Annotated in this window: 19 protein-coding genes; 15 read left to right on the top strand and 4 right to left on the bottom strand. The window is 44.6% G+C overall.

Annotated features, from left to right (window positions below):
* The first annotated feature begins 88 nt into the window (after positions 1 to 88).
* Positions 89 to 349: a YqkE family protein gene (locus D0466_RS06990; RefSeq protein WP_117321789.1), complete on the top strand. Its 261-nt coding sequence runs from the start codon at positions 89 to 91 to the stop codon at positions 347 to 349.
* Positions 350 to 542: 193 nt separating this feature from the next.
* Here D0466_RS06990 and D0466_RS06985 read toward each other — a convergent pair whose 3' ends face one another.
* Both D0466_RS06985 and mciZ read right to left on the bottom strand, forming a co-directional pair.
* Positions 543 to 1454 (bottom strand): aldo/keto reductase, encoded by a 912-nt coding sequence (locus D0466_RS06985; RefSeq protein ID WP_117321788.1) that lies wholly within the window; start codon positions 1452 to 1454, stop codon positions 543 to 545.
* A 207-nt stretch (positions 1455 to 1661) separates the two neighbouring features.
* Positions 1662 to 1823, bottom strand: coding sequence for a Z-ring formation inhibitor MciZ (gene mciZ, locus D0466_RS06980; RefSeq protein ID WP_117321787.1), 162 nt, complete (start codon positions 1821 to 1823; stop codon positions 1662 to 1664).
* Between the two features lie 133 nt (positions 1824 to 1956).
* Between mciZ and D0466_RS06975 the strand changes: the two genes are divergently transcribed.
* From D0466_RS06975 to D0466_RS06965, 3 genes are all read left to right on the top strand, one after another.
* Positions 1957 to 2508 (top strand): NUDIX hydrolase, encoded by a 552-nt coding sequence (locus D0466_RS06975; protein WP_117321786.1) that lies wholly within the window; start codon positions 1957 to 1959, stop codon positions 2506 to 2508.
* Positions 2509 to 3702, top strand: coding sequence for an endonuclease Q family protein (locus D0466_RS06970; protein WP_117321785.1), 1194 nt, complete (start codon positions 2509 to 2511; stop codon positions 3700 to 3702).
* A 98-nt stretch (positions 3703 to 3800) separates the two neighbouring features.
* A complete protein-coding gene (locus D0466_RS06965; protein WP_117321784.1) occupies positions 3801 to 3983 on the top strand; it encodes a hypothetical protein in 183 nt (60 codons plus the stop codon).
* A gap of 178 nt (positions 3984 to 4161) precedes the next feature.
* Here the strand turns inward: D0466_RS06965 and D0466_RS06960 are convergent, their stop codons facing one another.
* On the bottom strand, positions 4162 to 4725 hold the full coding sequence (locus tag D0466_RS06960) for a GNAT family N-acetyltransferase (protein ID WP_117321783.1): 564 nt from the start codon (positions 4723 to 4725) through the stop codon (positions 4162 to 4164).
* Between the two features lie 164 nt (positions 4726 to 4889).
* On the opposite strand from D0466_RS06960, the gene spoIIM reads away from it, so the two are divergent.
* From spoIIM to D0466_RS06925, 7 genes are all read left to right on the top strand, one after another.
* Positions 4890 to 5537, top strand: coding sequence for a stage II sporulation protein M (gene spoIIM, locus D0466_RS06955; RefSeq protein ID WP_117321782.1), 648 nt, complete (start codon positions 4890 to 4892; stop codon positions 5535 to 5537).
* 242 nt (positions 5538 to 5779) lie between these two features.
* Positions 5780 to 6238, top strand: coding sequence for a ferric iron uptake transcriptional regulator (fur, locus tag D0466_RS06950; protein WP_117321781.1), 459 nt, complete (start codon positions 5780 to 5782; stop codon positions 6236 to 6238).
* Positions 6239 to 6413: 175 nt separating this feature from the next.
* The gene (locus D0466_RS06945; RefSeq protein WP_117321780.1) at positions 6414 to 6641 is read left to right on the top strand and encodes a YqzK family protein; all 228 of its coding nucleotides are present in this window, start codon (positions 6414 to 6416) and stop codon (positions 6639 to 6641) included.
* 6 nt (positions 6642 to 6647) lie between these two features.
* Positions 6648 to 7541, top strand: coding sequence for a site-specific tyrosine recombinase XerD (gene xerD / locus D0466_RS06940; RefSeq protein ID WP_117321779.1), 894 nt, complete (start codon positions 6648 to 6650; stop codon positions 7539 to 7541).
* A gap of 327 nt (positions 7542 to 7868) precedes the next feature.
* Complete coding sequence (gene deoB / locus D0466_RS06935; protein ID WP_117321778.1) at positions 7869 to 9056, top strand: phosphopentomutase; 1188 nt, start codon at positions 7869 to 7871, stop codon at positions 9054 to 9056.
* 13 nt (positions 9057 to 9069) lie between these two features.
* Positions 9070 to 9882: a purine-nucleoside phosphorylase gene (locus D0466_RS06930; protein ID WP_117321777.1), complete on the top strand. Its 813-nt coding sequence runs from the start codon at positions 9070 to 9072 to the stop codon at positions 9880 to 9882.
* A gap of 115 nt (positions 9883 to 9997) precedes the next feature.
* A complete protein-coding gene (locus D0466_RS06925; protein WP_117321776.1) occupies positions 9998 to 11302 on the top strand; it encodes a pyrimidine-nucleoside phosphorylase in 1305 nt (434 codons plus the stop codon).
* A gap of 122 nt (positions 11303 to 11424) precedes the next feature.
* Here D0466_RS06925 and D0466_RS06920 read toward each other — a convergent pair whose 3' ends face one another.
* Complete coding sequence (locus tag D0466_RS06920; protein ID WP_117321775.1) at positions 11425 to 11793, bottom strand: VOC family protein; 369 nt, start codon at positions 11791 to 11793, stop codon at positions 11425 to 11427.
* A gap of 264 nt (positions 11794 to 12057) precedes the next feature.
* Between D0466_RS06920 and D0466_RS06915 the strand changes: the two genes are divergently transcribed.
* The 4 genes from D0466_RS06915 to sigF all read left to right on the top strand — a co-directional run bounded on the left by D0466_RS06915 (position 12058) and on the right by sigF (position 15125).
* Positions 12058 to 13224: a D-alanyl-D-alanine carboxypeptidase family protein gene (locus D0466_RS06915; RefSeq protein WP_142919914.1), complete on the top strand. Its 1167-nt coding sequence runs from the start codon at positions 12058 to 12060 to the stop codon at positions 13222 to 13224.
* A gap of 335 nt (positions 13225 to 13559) precedes the next feature.
* Complete coding sequence (gene spoIIAA / locus D0466_RS06910; RefSeq protein WP_117321774.1) at positions 13560 to 13910, top strand: anti-sigma F factor antagonist; 351 nt, start codon at positions 13560 to 13562, stop codon at positions 13908 to 13910.
* 2 nt (positions 13911 to 13912) lie between these two features.
* Positions 13913 to 14353: an anti-sigma F factor gene (gene spoIIAB / locus D0466_RS06905; RefSeq protein ID WP_117321773.1), complete on the top strand. Its 441-nt coding sequence runs from the start codon at positions 13913 to 13915 to the stop codon at positions 14351 to 14353.
* Positions 14354 to 14366: 13 nt separating this feature from the next.
* Positions 14367 to 15125, top strand: a complete 759-nt coding sequence (gene sigF / locus D0466_RS06900) for an RNA polymerase sporulation sigma factor SigF (protein WP_117321772.1) — start codon at positions 14367 to 14369, stop codon at positions 15123 to 15125.
* Positions 15126 to 15234 lie beyond the last annotated feature (109 nt).

Below are 15234 nucleotides of genomic sequence, written 5' to 3'. Positions count from 1 at the left end.
AAAAAGGTTTGCCAATCGGCGAGTTTTCTAACAAAAGATGCAGGCGCAGCATGATATAATATAGCTATGATTATGGGAGGATATAGAAATGAAAAAGAAACAGCAAAAGCATAAAAATCATCATCAAGCACAAAAAAAGGAAAATGATTCGTTGAAGCTGGGGGATCTCCTCGGAGGGGATATAATGGCCCGGCTTCGCGAAACGCAAAAACAGCTTTCGGATGAACAAGCTGCGAAAAAAGCCGCGGAGGAAACGAGAAAAAAAGAAGAACGAAGATTGAAGGAGAAAAACAAGTCCTTTGAAGAACTGCTTAATGAAAGCGGGATGGATTGGAAAAAGTTTAAGTAAAGGCAGGAATGAGGAACACCCTGTGTCCAGGGAACGCCGACTAAACACTGCCAAAGCCTGATGTCTTGATCGGCACTAGTACATTTTGGGAGGTCGAAGCCGGACATGAATATATGGTTGAAAATATACTTGTTTATCTTTTGAAAAAAGGGAGCCATTCCAATGTTACGGAGAATGGCTCCCTTTTATCATGCTATTCCCGGTGTGCCTCATAGATGCCGGCTTTTGTGAGCTTTTTCAACAGGCTGAGTTCCTGTTCGGAAAGCGGCTTGGCGCTTATGGCACGGCAATTTTCCCGAAGCTGTCCGATTGAACTTGCGCCCGGAATAACCGCTCCGACAGCTGGATGTGATAAGACATATTGGATCGCGGTTTCATTCAGATGCCTTGGGGAAAGCTTGTCCTTCAACGCCGGCAATAAATCTTGAAGCTCTGCATAGCTATAATGTAAATAACCTTGCTCGTTTGAAGCTTTTTCGAGCATTTTGTCGCTGAGCAGCCCTTTTGCCACCGGACCTCTGGCAATAATGTGGATGTTGTTTTCCGCAAGAAGCGGCATCCATTCCTCGGGGCGCCGGTCAAGCAGGCTATACTGCATCATCACTGAAACGATGGATGACTTTTTCACATATTGTTTGATGACGTTCGGGCGGATGGAAGAAATTCCGTAAAAACGGATCCAACCCTCCTTCTTCAAGTCTTCAAATGCGCCGATTGTTTCTTCGATATTGTCATCAGCCGTTCCGCCATGAAGCTGATAGAGATCGATATAGTCAGTACCAAGCCGCTTCAAGCTATCTTTGACTGCGGTTTTTATGTGCGAAGCTGACGGATCCCAGCTCCAGCTGTCATTTGATTCATTCCAGCGGTTACCGACCTTGGTGGCAATGATGACCTGATCCCGGACGGATTTCAATGTGCTTCCAACAATTTCCTCATTGCGGCCGAAATCATATAAATCAGCTGTATCGAAGTAGTTGATCCCTTCGTCCAAAGCAGCGTTGATAATGGCGGCTGCTTCTTTTTCATCCGTACCAAGCGACATGCAGCCCAGGCCTATTTCCGAAACGGATAAGTCGGAGTTGCCAAGTTTCCTTTTTTTCAAACCAATCGCTCCCTTTAATACTCGTTTTTTATATTATTGTATAGCAGGGAGGGGGTTCAGCACAAAGGATACAGACCGCTGTCCGATCGCGCGTCTGGAAATATCAAGCATTTTTTTCATAAAATGCAGATTCCCGGAAGAAAATCAAGATTTCGGGGATAAAACTGGATCTCGGACGTGAAATTGTCCGACGCCCCGGAATAGATTTCACTTGATCCGTCTTAACGATGGCACGGAGGCGGGTCCATGCACATCACGGACCCAATCATTCACATAGGTATACCTGTCCTGAAATTGTTTAAGCTTTTGTTTAATCTCCCAGGCTTTGCCCGCCATTACAATCCCGTTATTTAATACATATACCTTCACGAAAAGAACCTCCCAATCCATTATATAAATTCCATGATTCAGCCGGCATTGGATGCCCAAGGCGGTGTTGTGTGACTGTATTATGGTAAAATGTATGAACAATTATCCTTACATTAGAACAAGGAGTGTACATATGAAGAAATTTGAAGAAAAAACATTATCATCTGAAAAGATATTTGAAGGAAAAATCATCAGCCTGCAGGTGGATGAAGTGCAGCTGCCTGATGGAAACAGGAGCAAAAGGGAAATCATCAAGCATCCGGGAGCGGTTGCTGTGATCGCGGTAACAGAAGAAAATAAAATCGTAATGGTGGAGCAATACAGGAAGGCGATGGAACGCAGCCTGATCGAAATACCAGCCGGAAAGCTTGAAAAAGGGGAAGATCCGGTTGATTCGGCATGCCGCGAGCTTGAGGAAGAAACCGGTTATGAATGTGAAAAGATGGAGCATATCACTTCTTTTTATACGTCACCAGGCTTTGCCGATGAAATTGTCCATTTGTATTTTGCACATGGCATCCGGAAAAAGGAAAATGCGGCCAGTGTTGATGAAGACGAATTTGTCGAGGTGTATGAACTCTCGCTCATAGAGGCAGAACAATACATCAAGGATGGAAAAATCCGCGACGCAAAGACAGCTTATGCCATTCAATATTTGCAGCTTAGAAAGGCGCTGGGGCAATAAATGGATTCTTATTATGCCGATTTGCATATCCATATCGGCAGGACGAAGACAGGTAGGGCTGTAAAAATCACAGGTGCGAAAACATTAACACTGCAAAATGTATTAAAGGTATCACGTGAACGGAAAGGGCTAGATATGATTGGCATCATAGATTGCCATTCACCGGAAGTGATTGAAGAAATCGAGGAGTTGATGGAAGCAGGGACCGTCTCGGAACATTCGGAAGGCGGCCTTCAATATGGCGCAACTACGTTCATTCCAGGATCTGAAATTGAAATCTATGATGGTAACTCCAAGGGGCCTATTCATGTGTTGGCCTACTTTCCGACGCTTTCCGTCATGAAGCAATTCTCAGCGTGGATGAGCGGCTTGGTGACGAACATCAATTTGAGCTCCCAAAGAATATACTGTGATGCAAAGACGCTCCAGCAAACAGTGAAGGCGTATGGCGGCCTTTTTATACCAGCCCATGTGTTCACTCCTTTTAAGAGCCTGTATGGAAAGGGTGTCACGAAAAGCCTTGAAGAGGTGTTTGATCCAGCTCTTATCGACGGAGTTGAGCTTGGGCTTAGTTCGGATACGCAAATGGCCGACGCCATAAGCGAGCTGAACGGTTTTGCATACCTGACGAATTCCGACACGCATTCCCTTGGAAAAATTGCAAGGGAGTATCAGGAAATGAAACTGGAGCAGCCAAATTTCATAGAGCTTGAAAAGGCATTGCAAGAAGTGGACGGAAGGAAGATCATCGCCAACTTTGGCTTGAACCCGCGGCTGGGCAAGTATCACCGCACCGTTTGCTCCGCATGCTTAAATCCGGTCGAGGGAACGGAAGGCATCTGTCTGGAATGCGGGAGTAATAAGCTCATTAAAGGCGTTGCCACGCGAATCAAGGAGCTCTCGGATTCGACTCCTCTGCTGAAAAAAAGGGAGCGTCCGCCTTACATCCATCAGGTGCCGTTGGAGTTTATCCCCGGATTGGGCCCGAAAACCCTGGAACGGCTGCTTGATGCTTTTGGAACGGAAATGGATATTCTCCACCGTGTGAGCCTGGAGCAACTAAAGGCGGTTGTTCCGGAGAAAATTGCCGGTTTAATCGATTTAGCCAGAAAAGGCAACATGGGAATCGAAGCGGGCGGGGGCGGAAAATACGGGAAAGTTACAGCTGGTCTGGATAGAAAATCGAAAAAATGAATATGCCGGCTCTCTGCAATACAGTTTTTTCTTAGTTTATTTTGCATGTTACAACAGAAAATAAAAAAGCAAAATATCTGTTGGAGGAGGCTGATATTATGCAAGAAAGACAAGGCAACGTATCTGGGGGAAACCCCGGCAGCCACAAGAATGATTTGTTTAACAGAGAAGAATTAAATAATGTACACGTAAAACGTGAACGATCAACCGATCGAACTGGTGAAGATATGATCGACGGGGACAACTTACTGGCGAAAACATACGGGGATCGTTTGCGGTAATCACTACTTGTCATTCATTCGGGATAGTAAGGACAAAAATCCGGGAATCAAATCAGTGAAATGTCCTTCATCGGAGATTTGAAGGACAAAATCCGGGCATAGGAAAGTAAAAGGCTGCCGGTTTATCCGGCTGCCTTCCTTTATTTTAAAACAATATCCATTAGCGATTGAATGATTGTTACTCGGGAATCTTCGCAAATACGCAAGTATCACGCAACCTGTGTCCGTCAGCGCTCAGGCTGCTTTTCCTCAGAATGCCTTCAAGTGTAAAACCCAGTTTTTCCGGAATGCGCCGGCTGTTTATGTTGTCAGGATCGCAGCGGATTTCAACCCGTTTTGCACCATAAAAGTCAAAGGCGAACGTTGTAAGTGCTTGGGTAGCTTCGGAAATATAGCCTTTGTTGCTGTATCTTGCATCGGCCCAGTAGCCGATTTCGAATTTGGGAAGATCCCAATCGATCCTATGAAGCCCGGTGGAACCTATGAAAACATCACCCTCCTTGCGGTAAATATGCAGGCGAATATCTTCACGCTCTATGAATCTCGCAAATGCCTTCCGGATATTAATTTCGGTTTCGTCCTCGGTTGAATCATGGTTCGCAAAAGGGAGCCACTGTCTTAACTCCTCCTTTGAATGGATGATGGCATCATGGACCGCTTTTCCGTCACCAGGCTTGCAAGGCCTGATATAAAGCCTTTCGGTTTCAATCATTTCAGGGAACTCTTTTAATATAGGATTCATCCAGGTACCCCCTTGGAAAAAATATTATGGAAAATCATATCATAATTTCCAGCGGCAAGATACATCATTTTAATAGCGGCCTGCATATCACGAAACCCAAAATGTCAGTCATAAATAGCCCTTCCAAACATAGAATCTAGTAATGACAATCGGGAGGATATGAGATGAAAAAAAGGTCTGCCTTACAAAATGCCGCAAAAAACCATATTGCTGAACATTCCTCATTGTATGTTTTCATAACCGTGCTGTTTTTAATGGGTGTCATTTTTGGGGCCGTCCTGGTGAACAGCCTTAGCTTTACGCAAAAAGAGGATTTATTCTATTATCTGTCCCAGTTTTTCGGACAGGTATCACAGGGGAAAATTGCCTCGGACCATGTAATGTTCACGACGAGCCTTGCGCATAATGTAAAATATATCGGATTCATTTGGATATTGGGCATCTCTATTATTGGCCTTCCGGTCATACTCATTTTGCTATTTTTGAAAGGGATGGTAGTTGGTTTTACGGTCGGATTCCTGGTGAACCAGATGGGTTGGAACGGTTTTCTCCTTGCTTTCGTTTCCATCCTTCCGCAAAACATTTTTATCGTCCCCATTTTTATTGTGATTGCGGCACTGTCGTTGTCATTGTCGATGAAAATGATCCGCAGGGTTTTATTAAAACAGGACCGGGAACCGCTGAAGCCTATCATTTCTCGTTATATACTGACACTTGCAGTTTCCGTCGTATTCCTTACGGCGGCCGGAGCGATTGAAGCCTATTTGTCGCCTGCTCTCATGAAAAGCGTCGTAAGCTTTCTTGGTAATTAACTTCCATAGGACAAGGCAGGCCCCATTAGTGTTACATCGAATGGAGGAAAGCCTGCCCTTTGAGAGGATGCGGCAGGTAGGCGTTTGTGGCAGGACGTGGCAGGGGTTAGTCGAAGTTTCTTTCATACAAGGTGCTTGCGGTTTTCTAAGTTAAAATGTTTTTCATGTTGTAACAATTGTATTTTGACAGTTTTCCCTCTTTTGTTATAATAATATAGATAGTGGCGCGGGAGGGAAAAGGTATGGAAAGCAGAATTGATAGAATAAAGAAACAGTTGCACTCGTCAAGCTATAAACTTACGCCCCAGCGGGAAGCAACCGTCCGCGTTTTACTTGAACATGAAGAGGATCATTTAAGCGCCGAAGACGTTTACCTCCTTGTCAAAGAAAAGTCGCCGGAAATCGGTTTGGCAACTGTATATCGTACACTGGAATTGCTTACTGAATTGAAGATAGTTGATAAGATAAATTTTGGGGATGGAGTGTCCCGATATGATTTACGGCAGGAAGGCGCCGCCCACTTTCACCACCATCTTGTGTGCATCGAATGCGGTGCAGTCGATGAAATCCAGGATGACCTGCTTGAAGACGTAGAGGCCATCGTGGAAAGGGACTGGAACTTCAAAATAAAGGACCATCGATTGACATTCCATGGGATCTGCCACAGATGCCAGGAAAAAATAGAAAATGACAATGATTGATTACATAACCTTTTCCTTGGCGGAAGAGGTTTTTTATTTGATCATAATCCTTTCATGAACACTCTTCCTTTGGTTAGTATGTATAAAACTTGTCCCCGCTGGCATAGATTGAAATAAGAGAATGGTCCGGAGATGCCAAGTTTTGCATACCGGAAGTATCAATGGAGGGAAAAAGATGAATTCTCCTTTTAGGGTTGTTGTTCACACAGCTAAAGTTTTCATACTTTTCGTCGGCTTTACTGTTCTTTTTTACATCGGAATGATATGGTTAAACCGGGAGTATGAAAACTATCATCGGTATGACGAGCCGAAGGGAGCGGCAATCAAGGTAACAAAAGCTGTGGAATCCAGCAGTGATTCCTGGTTTGACCGCTTCATGCTTTTGTATTTAAACGGGGAGTAATGCACAATGGATGACCAACTGAGAGATTTTATTCATTTTTTAACGGTGGAAAAGGGTTTGGCGAAAAATACGCTTATTTCTTATGAACGTGATTTGAAATCTTATATGGCCTATTCAAGGAATGTTGAGCAGTTGAATTGCTGGAACGAATGCAGGAGGGTGCATATTATCCATTTTCTGTCGCATTTAAAGGACCAGGGAAAATCGTCGAAAACGCTTGCTCGCCATATCGCATCCATCCGGTCCTTTCATCAATTCCTGATCCGGGAAAAAGTGTGTGACCAGGACCCATCCGTGCATATCGAAACGCCGCAGGCAGAGCGGAGCCTTCCAAAGGTGTTAAGCATGGAGGAGGTAGAGGCTTTGCTTGAGGCACCTAAATTGAAGGATGAGTATGGGTTCAGGGATAAAGCGATGCTTGAACTGCTTTATGCGACAGGCATGCGGGTCAGTGAGCTCATTAACCTGGATGTTGGCGACATCCATGCAACGATGGGCTTTGTGCGCTGTGTAGGCAAAGGGAATAAGGAACGGATCATCCCCATTGGTCAAACTGCCTTACAAGCAATTGAACAATATTTAAACATGGGCAGGGGGAAGTTTTCTGCCGGCAAGAAGAAGACCGAATCACTTTTTTTGAATCACCATGGAAACAGGCTGACACGTCAAGGTTTCTGGAAAATATTGAAAAAACTCGCTAGGCAGGCGAATATTGAAAAAGAACTGACCCCGCATACGTTAAGGCACTCGTTTGCGACGCATTTATTGATGAACGGGGCAGACCTTCGCGCTGTCCAGGAAATGCTGGGCCATGCGGATATCTCGACAACACAAATCTATACACATGTGACAAATGTCCGGTTAAAAGAAGTCTATTCGAAGTTCCATCCGCGTGCCTAATGAAAAAATAGATTAATAGATAACATATTAAAGGAGCTGGTTTAAAGAGTGAGCTGCAAGGATTGCTTATTCTGCCAGCTTTTTATTCTGGCATGATGAATTCGGGACAAAAATGAACAGCTTGAAGATCATAAATATTCAACTTAAACTGATCAACAAATATTGGGCAATTTATAATTGTCTTCAGGAGATTCAATCGATTACACTATAGATGTCAGACTTCTGACTTCAAACCCTTTTACATATGTTTAAAGATTATTTGGCTTTTTTGGGGGTAAAATGAAACATTATAGAGCTAGAAATGAACAATAAATTGGAGGGATACACATGCAGGAAAATTCACGTTTTAAACGAATCTTTTTAATTGTGATGGACTCTGTCGGGATCGGGGAAGCGCCGGATGCCGACCTGTTTGGCGACCAGGGTGCCGACACACTGGGCCATATTGCTGAAAAAATGAATGGATTGAATATGCCCAATTTAGGAAATATGGGTTTAAGCAATATCCGTGAAATAAAAGGAGTCGAAAAGGCCGGGCGCCCGGCTGCCTATTATACAAAGATGAAAGAGGCTTCAAGAGGCAAGGATACAATGACCGGGCATTGGGAGATTATGGGCCTTAATATCAGCACACCGTTCATGACATTCCCGAATGGATTTCCCGAACTTCTGATCCAGGAGCTGCAGGGCAAAACCGGCAGGAGCATCATCGGGAACAAGCCGGCCAGCGGTACTGAAATCCTTGACGAGCTTGGTGCGACTCATATGGATACGGGCGCGTTGATCGTATATACATCTGCTGACTCGGTTCTGCAGATTGCCGCCCATGAAGATATCGTGCCTTTAGAAGAATTATATAAAATTTGTGAAATTGCCCGCGAGATCACCATGGCCGACGAATTTAAGGTGGGACGCGTGATAGCGCGCCCGTTTATCGGGGAGCCCGGAAACTTCAAGAGGACCGCAAACCGGCATGATTACGCTTTAAAGCCATTTGACAGAACGGTTATGAATGAGCTGAATGATGCGGGATACGATGTACTGGCCATCGGGAAAATCTCCGATATATATGATGGCGAGGGTGTGACCGAATCATTGCGGACGGTATCCAATATGGATGGCATGGACAAACTGCTCCAAACAATCGACATGGATTTTACCGGATTAAGCTTTTTGAACCTTGTCGATTTCGATGCATTGTATGGCCATCGCCGCGACCCGCAAGGCTATGGAAAGGCGCTCGAGGAATTTGATGCACGGATGCCAGAGGTACTTGAAAAATTAACGGAGGACGATCTTTTGATCATTACCGCTGACCATGGAAACGACCCGGTCCATCACGGTACGGACCATACACGTGAATACGTGCCGCTGCTTGTCTATTCCAAGCGTTTTGGGGAGGGCAAAGAAATCCCGGTCCGTGACACATTTGCAGACGTCGGGGCTACTGTCGCAGCTAATTTTGATGTAAAAATGCCATCTTTCGGCAAAAGCATTTTAGGAGATATGAAGTAAGGAGAACAGTGATATGTTTGAGAAATTAGCAAAAGCCGTTTCATTTATAGAAGGAAAGCTGAATGGCAAGCCGGAAATAGGACTGATTTTGGGCTCCGGGCTTGGAGTGCTTGCCGACGAAATTGAAAATCCGGTAAAAATCCCTTATCACGATATTCCTGATTTTCCGGTGTCAACGGTTGCGGGGCATGCAGGACAGTTAGTCATTGGAGAGCTTAGCGGAAAATTGGTTGTGGCCATGCAGGGGAGGTTCCATTTCTACGAGGGCTACTCCATGGATAAGGTCACATTCCCGGTGCGGGTGATGAAGCTTTTGGGCGTTGAAACGCTTATTGTTACGAACGCGGCGGGAGGCGTAAATGAGGGGTTTAAAGCTGGCGATCTGATGCTGATCACCGACCATATTAACAATACGGGAACCAATCCGTTGATCGGACCGAATGATGACCGATTCGGCCCGCGTTTTCCGGATATGTCGGAAGCCTATAGCAGGGTTTTGCAAGCTGTAGCCAAGAAGATTGCGGGCAAACTGAATATTGACTTAAAAGAAGGAATATATGTGGGTAATTCCGGGCCCACCTATGAAACCCCCTCAGAAGTGAAGCTCGCAAGAATATTGGGCGGGGATGCGGTCGGAATGTCGACCGTACCGGAAGTCATTGTCGCAAGGCACTCAGGCATGAAGGTCCTTGGCATTTCCTGCATCACGAACATGGCGGCCGGAATTCTAGATCAGCCGCTGTCCCATGAAGAAGTAATTGAAACGACAGAAAAGGTAAAATCCAGCTTTTTGAGCTTTATTAAAGAAATCGTCAGAGAAATTTGAACTGCCCGCCACTTAAGGACTAACGATTTTTTGAAGTGGGGAATCTTTCCCCCGGATAAAACAGAAAAATTTATACCTCAGATGGCGTGAATACCTTCAAAAAGGGTGATAGGAAATGAGAATGGTGGATTTAATCGAGAAAAAACGAGACGGCTTGGAGTTATCTGAGGCGGAAATTCAATTTATCATTGAAGGATTTACGGATGGTTCCATCCCGGATTACCAGATGAGTGCCCTTTCGATGGCCATTTATTTTAAAGGGATGACGGAACGGGAACGGGCCGAGTTAACAATGGCTATGGTGGAATCCGGGGATAAAATAGACCTTTCGGCAATTGAAGGAATTAAAGTAGATAAACACAGTACCGGGGGAGTAGGCGATACGACTACCCTGGTGCTTGGCCCGCTTGTTGCTTCCGTGGGGGTTCCTGTGGCAAAAATGTCAGGCCGAGGCCTGGGCCATACAGGGGGAACAATTGATAAACTGGAGTCAGTTGCAGGTTTCCATGTGGAAATTGAAAATGAACAATTTATTGATTTAGTAAACAAACACAAGCTTGCTGTCATCGGCCAGAGCGGAAATTTGACGCCTGCCGATAAGAAGCTCTATGCGTTGCGTGACGTAACCGCCACAGTGGATAACATCGCGCTGATCGCAAGCTCCATCATGAGCAAGAAGATTGCCGCCGGTGCAGATGCCATTGTACTAGATGTAAAAACAGGCGCCGGGGCATTCATGAAAACCCTTCTCGAGTCGGAGGAACTGGCCCGGGCGATGGTAAACATCGGGAACAATGTCGGCCGCAACACGATGGCAGTGATCTCCGATATGAGCCAGCCTCTGGGCTATGCAATTGGAAACGCACTCGAAGTAAAGGAAGCCATAGATACGCTTAAGGGGGAAGGCCCAAGCGACCTGACAGAGCTATCGCTTACACTCGGAAGCCATATGGTGTTGCTAGGCAAAAAAGCAAATAACCTCACGGAAGCCCGGTCATTGCTTAAACAAGCCATTGAAAACGGCTCGGCTTTGCGCGCTTTCAAAGTATTCCTGGAGTCCCAGGGAGGGGACGCGAAAGTTGTGGACGATCCTTCAAGATTGCCTCAAGCGAAATATACATGTGAGCTTGAAGCTAAACAGGATGGTTTCGTATCCGAAATCACAGCGGACGAGGTCGGGACGGCTGCCATGCTGCTTGGAGCAGGACGCGCCACAAAGGATTCGGTGATCGACCTGGCAGTGGGTCTGGTTTTGCGGAAAAAAATTGGCGATGAAGTGAAAAAAGGTGATTCATTGGTTACCATTTACAGCAATTTCGAAAATGTGGATGAAGTAAAAGAAAAGCTGTATGAAAATATCATAATTTCAAGCGGGAGAGTCGAAAAGCCGACACTCATTTATAAAGAAATCATGGCATAGTGATCCAAAAAAGCTGATTTTAGCGGAGTAATATCCATTTGAATCAGCTTTTTTACCTATGCAGAAAAAATAAAAACCTTCTTTTCAGCACAAGTTACAAGTCTCGCCAATCAGCGAGTTTTCTATAGTCTTTCCAGTATTTCAATCCGGTTTCCGAACGGATCCTCAATATAGAACCTAAGTGCATCCGGCAACGGCTGCTCGTCCCGGGTTTTCACTCCATTATTCTCCAGATGCCGCCTGAATTCCTGCAAATTCCCAACCCTTATGGCTGGATGGGCTTTTTTGGCAGGAGTGAAAGGTTCCTCTATGCCTATATGCAATTCCATGGTCCCGCCTGAAAACCAGCACCCCCCGTTTTTCTGGAGGTTCTCCGGTTTCGTCAGCTCTTTAAAGCCCAAAACTTCCCCATAAAATCGCCTTGCTTCTCCCTCGGAATTTTTCGGGGCGGCAAGCTGGACGTGATCGATGCCTAAAATCGAAAAAGCCACTTTGTCTTCACCTCTACTTAAACTTGATATGAACGGATTCCCTATATATATTCTTTGTCTAAAATTATTTCTCCTTTTTAACATTTAAATTTGTATAAATATGGCTTCTCTGGAAATGCTGTTAGCAGTATCGTGCAATTTTACAGCAGAGTTTTTTTTTCTGCCGATTAAGATTGCCAATTGGACTTATCCTTTCCGGCATTTTCCTGATGTAGGAAGAATGGTGGAAGAAAGTCGTGCATTCAAAAAGGAGGGGTTTGTATGATCAAGCGGTTTCTTATATTTTGCTTCTCATTAATGGTTGCTGCATGTGTCATTGTTCCGCAAGCGGAGGCCGCGGAAAAAAAGGGTGCCGATCTGGCTGAAAATGCGAGATCCGCCATATTGATAGAAAGAGATACGGGGGCGGTTTTGTATGAAAAGAATTCGAAACAGGAACTCCCTCCCGCAAGCATGACAAAGATCATGACGATGCTTTTGATCATGGAGGCATTGGATAAAGGCGAGCTTAAATTCGATGAGAAAGTCCGCACAAGTGAATATGCCGCCTCAATGGGTGGATCGCAAATATTCCTTGAGCCGGGGGAAGAGATGACCGTTGAACAAATGATGCAGGGCATTGCGATCGGGTCTGGCAATGACGCATCCGTGGCAATGGCTGAAAGAATTGCGGGGTCACATGAAGAATTCGTGAAAAAAATGAATCAAAAAGCCGCGGACCTTGGACTTAAAAATACAAAGTTCCAGAACGCAACAGGACTGCCTGTTAACGACCATTACAGCACATCCCGCGATATGGCCATCATGGCGAAAGAACTGCTTAAATACGATGATATCACACGGTTCACAGGCACTTATGAGGCATACCTGCGTGAAGATACTGACAAAAAGTTCTGGCTAGTAAACACAAACAGGCTTGTTAAATTTTATCCGGGAGTTGACGGGCTGAAGACAGGTTTTACAAATGAAGCGAAATACTGCCTGACAGCGACTGCAAAAAAAGGTGATATGCGTGTCATTGCAGTGGTAATGGGTGCGCCTACACCGAAAGATAGAAACGCACAGGTAACCAAAATGCTGGATTATGCCTTTTCACAATATATGACACACCCTATTTATAAACGTGGTGTCGTATTGGAATCTGTCCATGTAAATAAAGGGAACAAGAAAACAGTGACCGGTATTACGAGCGAGCCGATATCCCTTTTGACAAAAAGAGGGGGAAGTTCAAAGGACTTTACCAAAACGATTAAAATGGATAAGAATTTGAATGCCCCGATTAAACAGGGAGATAAAATCGGTACCTTCAAAGTAATGAAAGATGGAAAGACATTGGTAAATTCGCCGATAGTCGCAAAGGAAAATATCGATAAGGCTAGCTGGTGGCAGATGTTTAAGCGTTCGTTCGGCATGTTTACGCAAACGAAATAAGAACTAAGAATTGAAAAACAGTGTTGTTTTTATTTGGCCCATTTAAGCTCCCGCTACACAGGATGACGACAATGGAGCTTTCTATCGGCCCATGCAGCAGGAGCAATCTTTCAGCTTTGCTGAAAAGGAGGCATGTGGCGCTGGTGTCACATTAATGAAGCAAAATATTATCAATGGCTATAATTCAATTGGATCTACTTAAGTAATCTGCTGTCAAATATCCATAAACCGAAACTACTTACGGCGAATGAGCACTAGTTTTGTCGCCAGGAAGGAAATTGCAGCGGAAAAAGCGAATTTGACTCATTATACGACAGATAAGGAGGCTGTATATAGTGAGTCTTGCTATTGAAATGGAAGCCAAACATGATGTCCTCTGCATACGGTTAAATGGGGAGCTGGATCATCACACTGCTGAAGAACTGAAAAATCTAGCCAGTGCAGCAATTGAAAAGGATGGCGTTAAACATATTATTTTGAACCTGGAAGAGCTTACTTTTATGGACAGCTCAGGGCTCGGGGTCATTCTCGGCCGGTATAAGCAAATCAAGCAAAATCACGGCGAAATGGTTGTCTGCGCAATCTCTCCTTCAATAAAGCGGTTGTTCGAAATGTCAGGATTGTTTAAGATCATCAAATTGGAACTTTCCGAGAAAAACGCTTTACAAAGATTGGGGGTTGCGTAGATATGAAAAATAAGATGGAAATGCAATTTTCGGCATTGAGCCAGAATGAATCTTTTGCCCGCGTTACAGTGGCAGCCTTTATTGCCCAGCTTGACCCTACTTTGGATGAATTGACTGAGATAAAAACAGTCGTATCTGAAGCTGTCACAAATTCGATTATTCATGGTTATGAAAACGATGCCGAGGGGATTGTCTATATTTCAGTGGCAATTCAAGGGGATCTAGTTGAATTGACAATCAAGGATGAAGGCGTTGGAATTGACGACGTCGATGAAGCCATCCAGCCATTATATACGACAAAACCGGAACTGGAGCGCTCCGGCATGGGGTTTACAATTATGGAAAACTTTATGGATGAAATGCAGGTCATTTCCCATAAAGGCGAAGGGACCATCATACGATTAAAAAAGCATTTAACAAAAAGTAAAGCTTTGGCAAATTAAGGGAGTTTTGCATATGGATGTGGAGGTTAAAAACACGAAAAGCCAGGTCCATTTAAAAGATGATGAACTACGGAATTTAATCCGTCGCAGCCAGAGTGGGGACCAGGAAGCAAGAGACAAGATTGTAAAAAGCAATTTGAGACTGGTTTGGTCAGTTGTCCAGCGCTTCTTGAACAGAGGCTATGAACCTGATGACCTATACCAGATTGGATGTATCGGATTATTAAAATCAGTCGATAAATTTGACCTGTCCTTTGAAGTTAAGTTCTCAACATATGCAGTGCCGATGATCATCGGCGAAATCCAGCGGTTTATCCGTGATGACGGAACGGTGAAAGTCAGCCGATCCTTAAAAGAGATGGCGAATAAAATCCGGAGGGCAAAGGAAGATTTATCTAAAACGCTTGGCAGGGTGCCGACCGTGAATGAACTGTCGGAACATCTCGAACTCTCGCCGGAGGAAATCATCATGGCACAGGAAGCAAGCCGCAGCCCATCTTCCATCCATGAAACCGTATATGAAAATGATGGCGACCCAATCACGCTGCTTGATCAAATCGCCGATACGAATGAATCGAAATGGTTTGATAAAATCACGCTCAAAGAGGCCATTTCGGAATTGGATGAACGGGAAAGGCTCATTGTATATCTCAGATACTATAAAGACCAGACCCAATCGGAGGTAGCGGTTCGCCTGGGAATTTCCCAGGTCCAGGTATCCAGGCTGGAAAAAAAGATACTGCAGCAAATGAAAAATCACATGGATCAATGATCCATGTGATTTTTCATTTGCTAAGAACTGTTTGGTAGAGAAAAATAAAGAAAATCGGAAAATGGTTGTTGATTAAAGTTGAAAAAACGAATATTATTATACGTGGATT

Source organism: Peribacillus glennii (assembly GCF_003429105.1).
Taxonomy (GTDB): Bacteria; Bacillota; Bacilli; order Bacillales; family DSM-1321; genus Peribacillus; species Peribacillus glennii.
The sequence above is the reverse complement of the archived record's forward strand: the minus strand, read 5'-3'. Positions and strand labels throughout refer to the sequence as shown.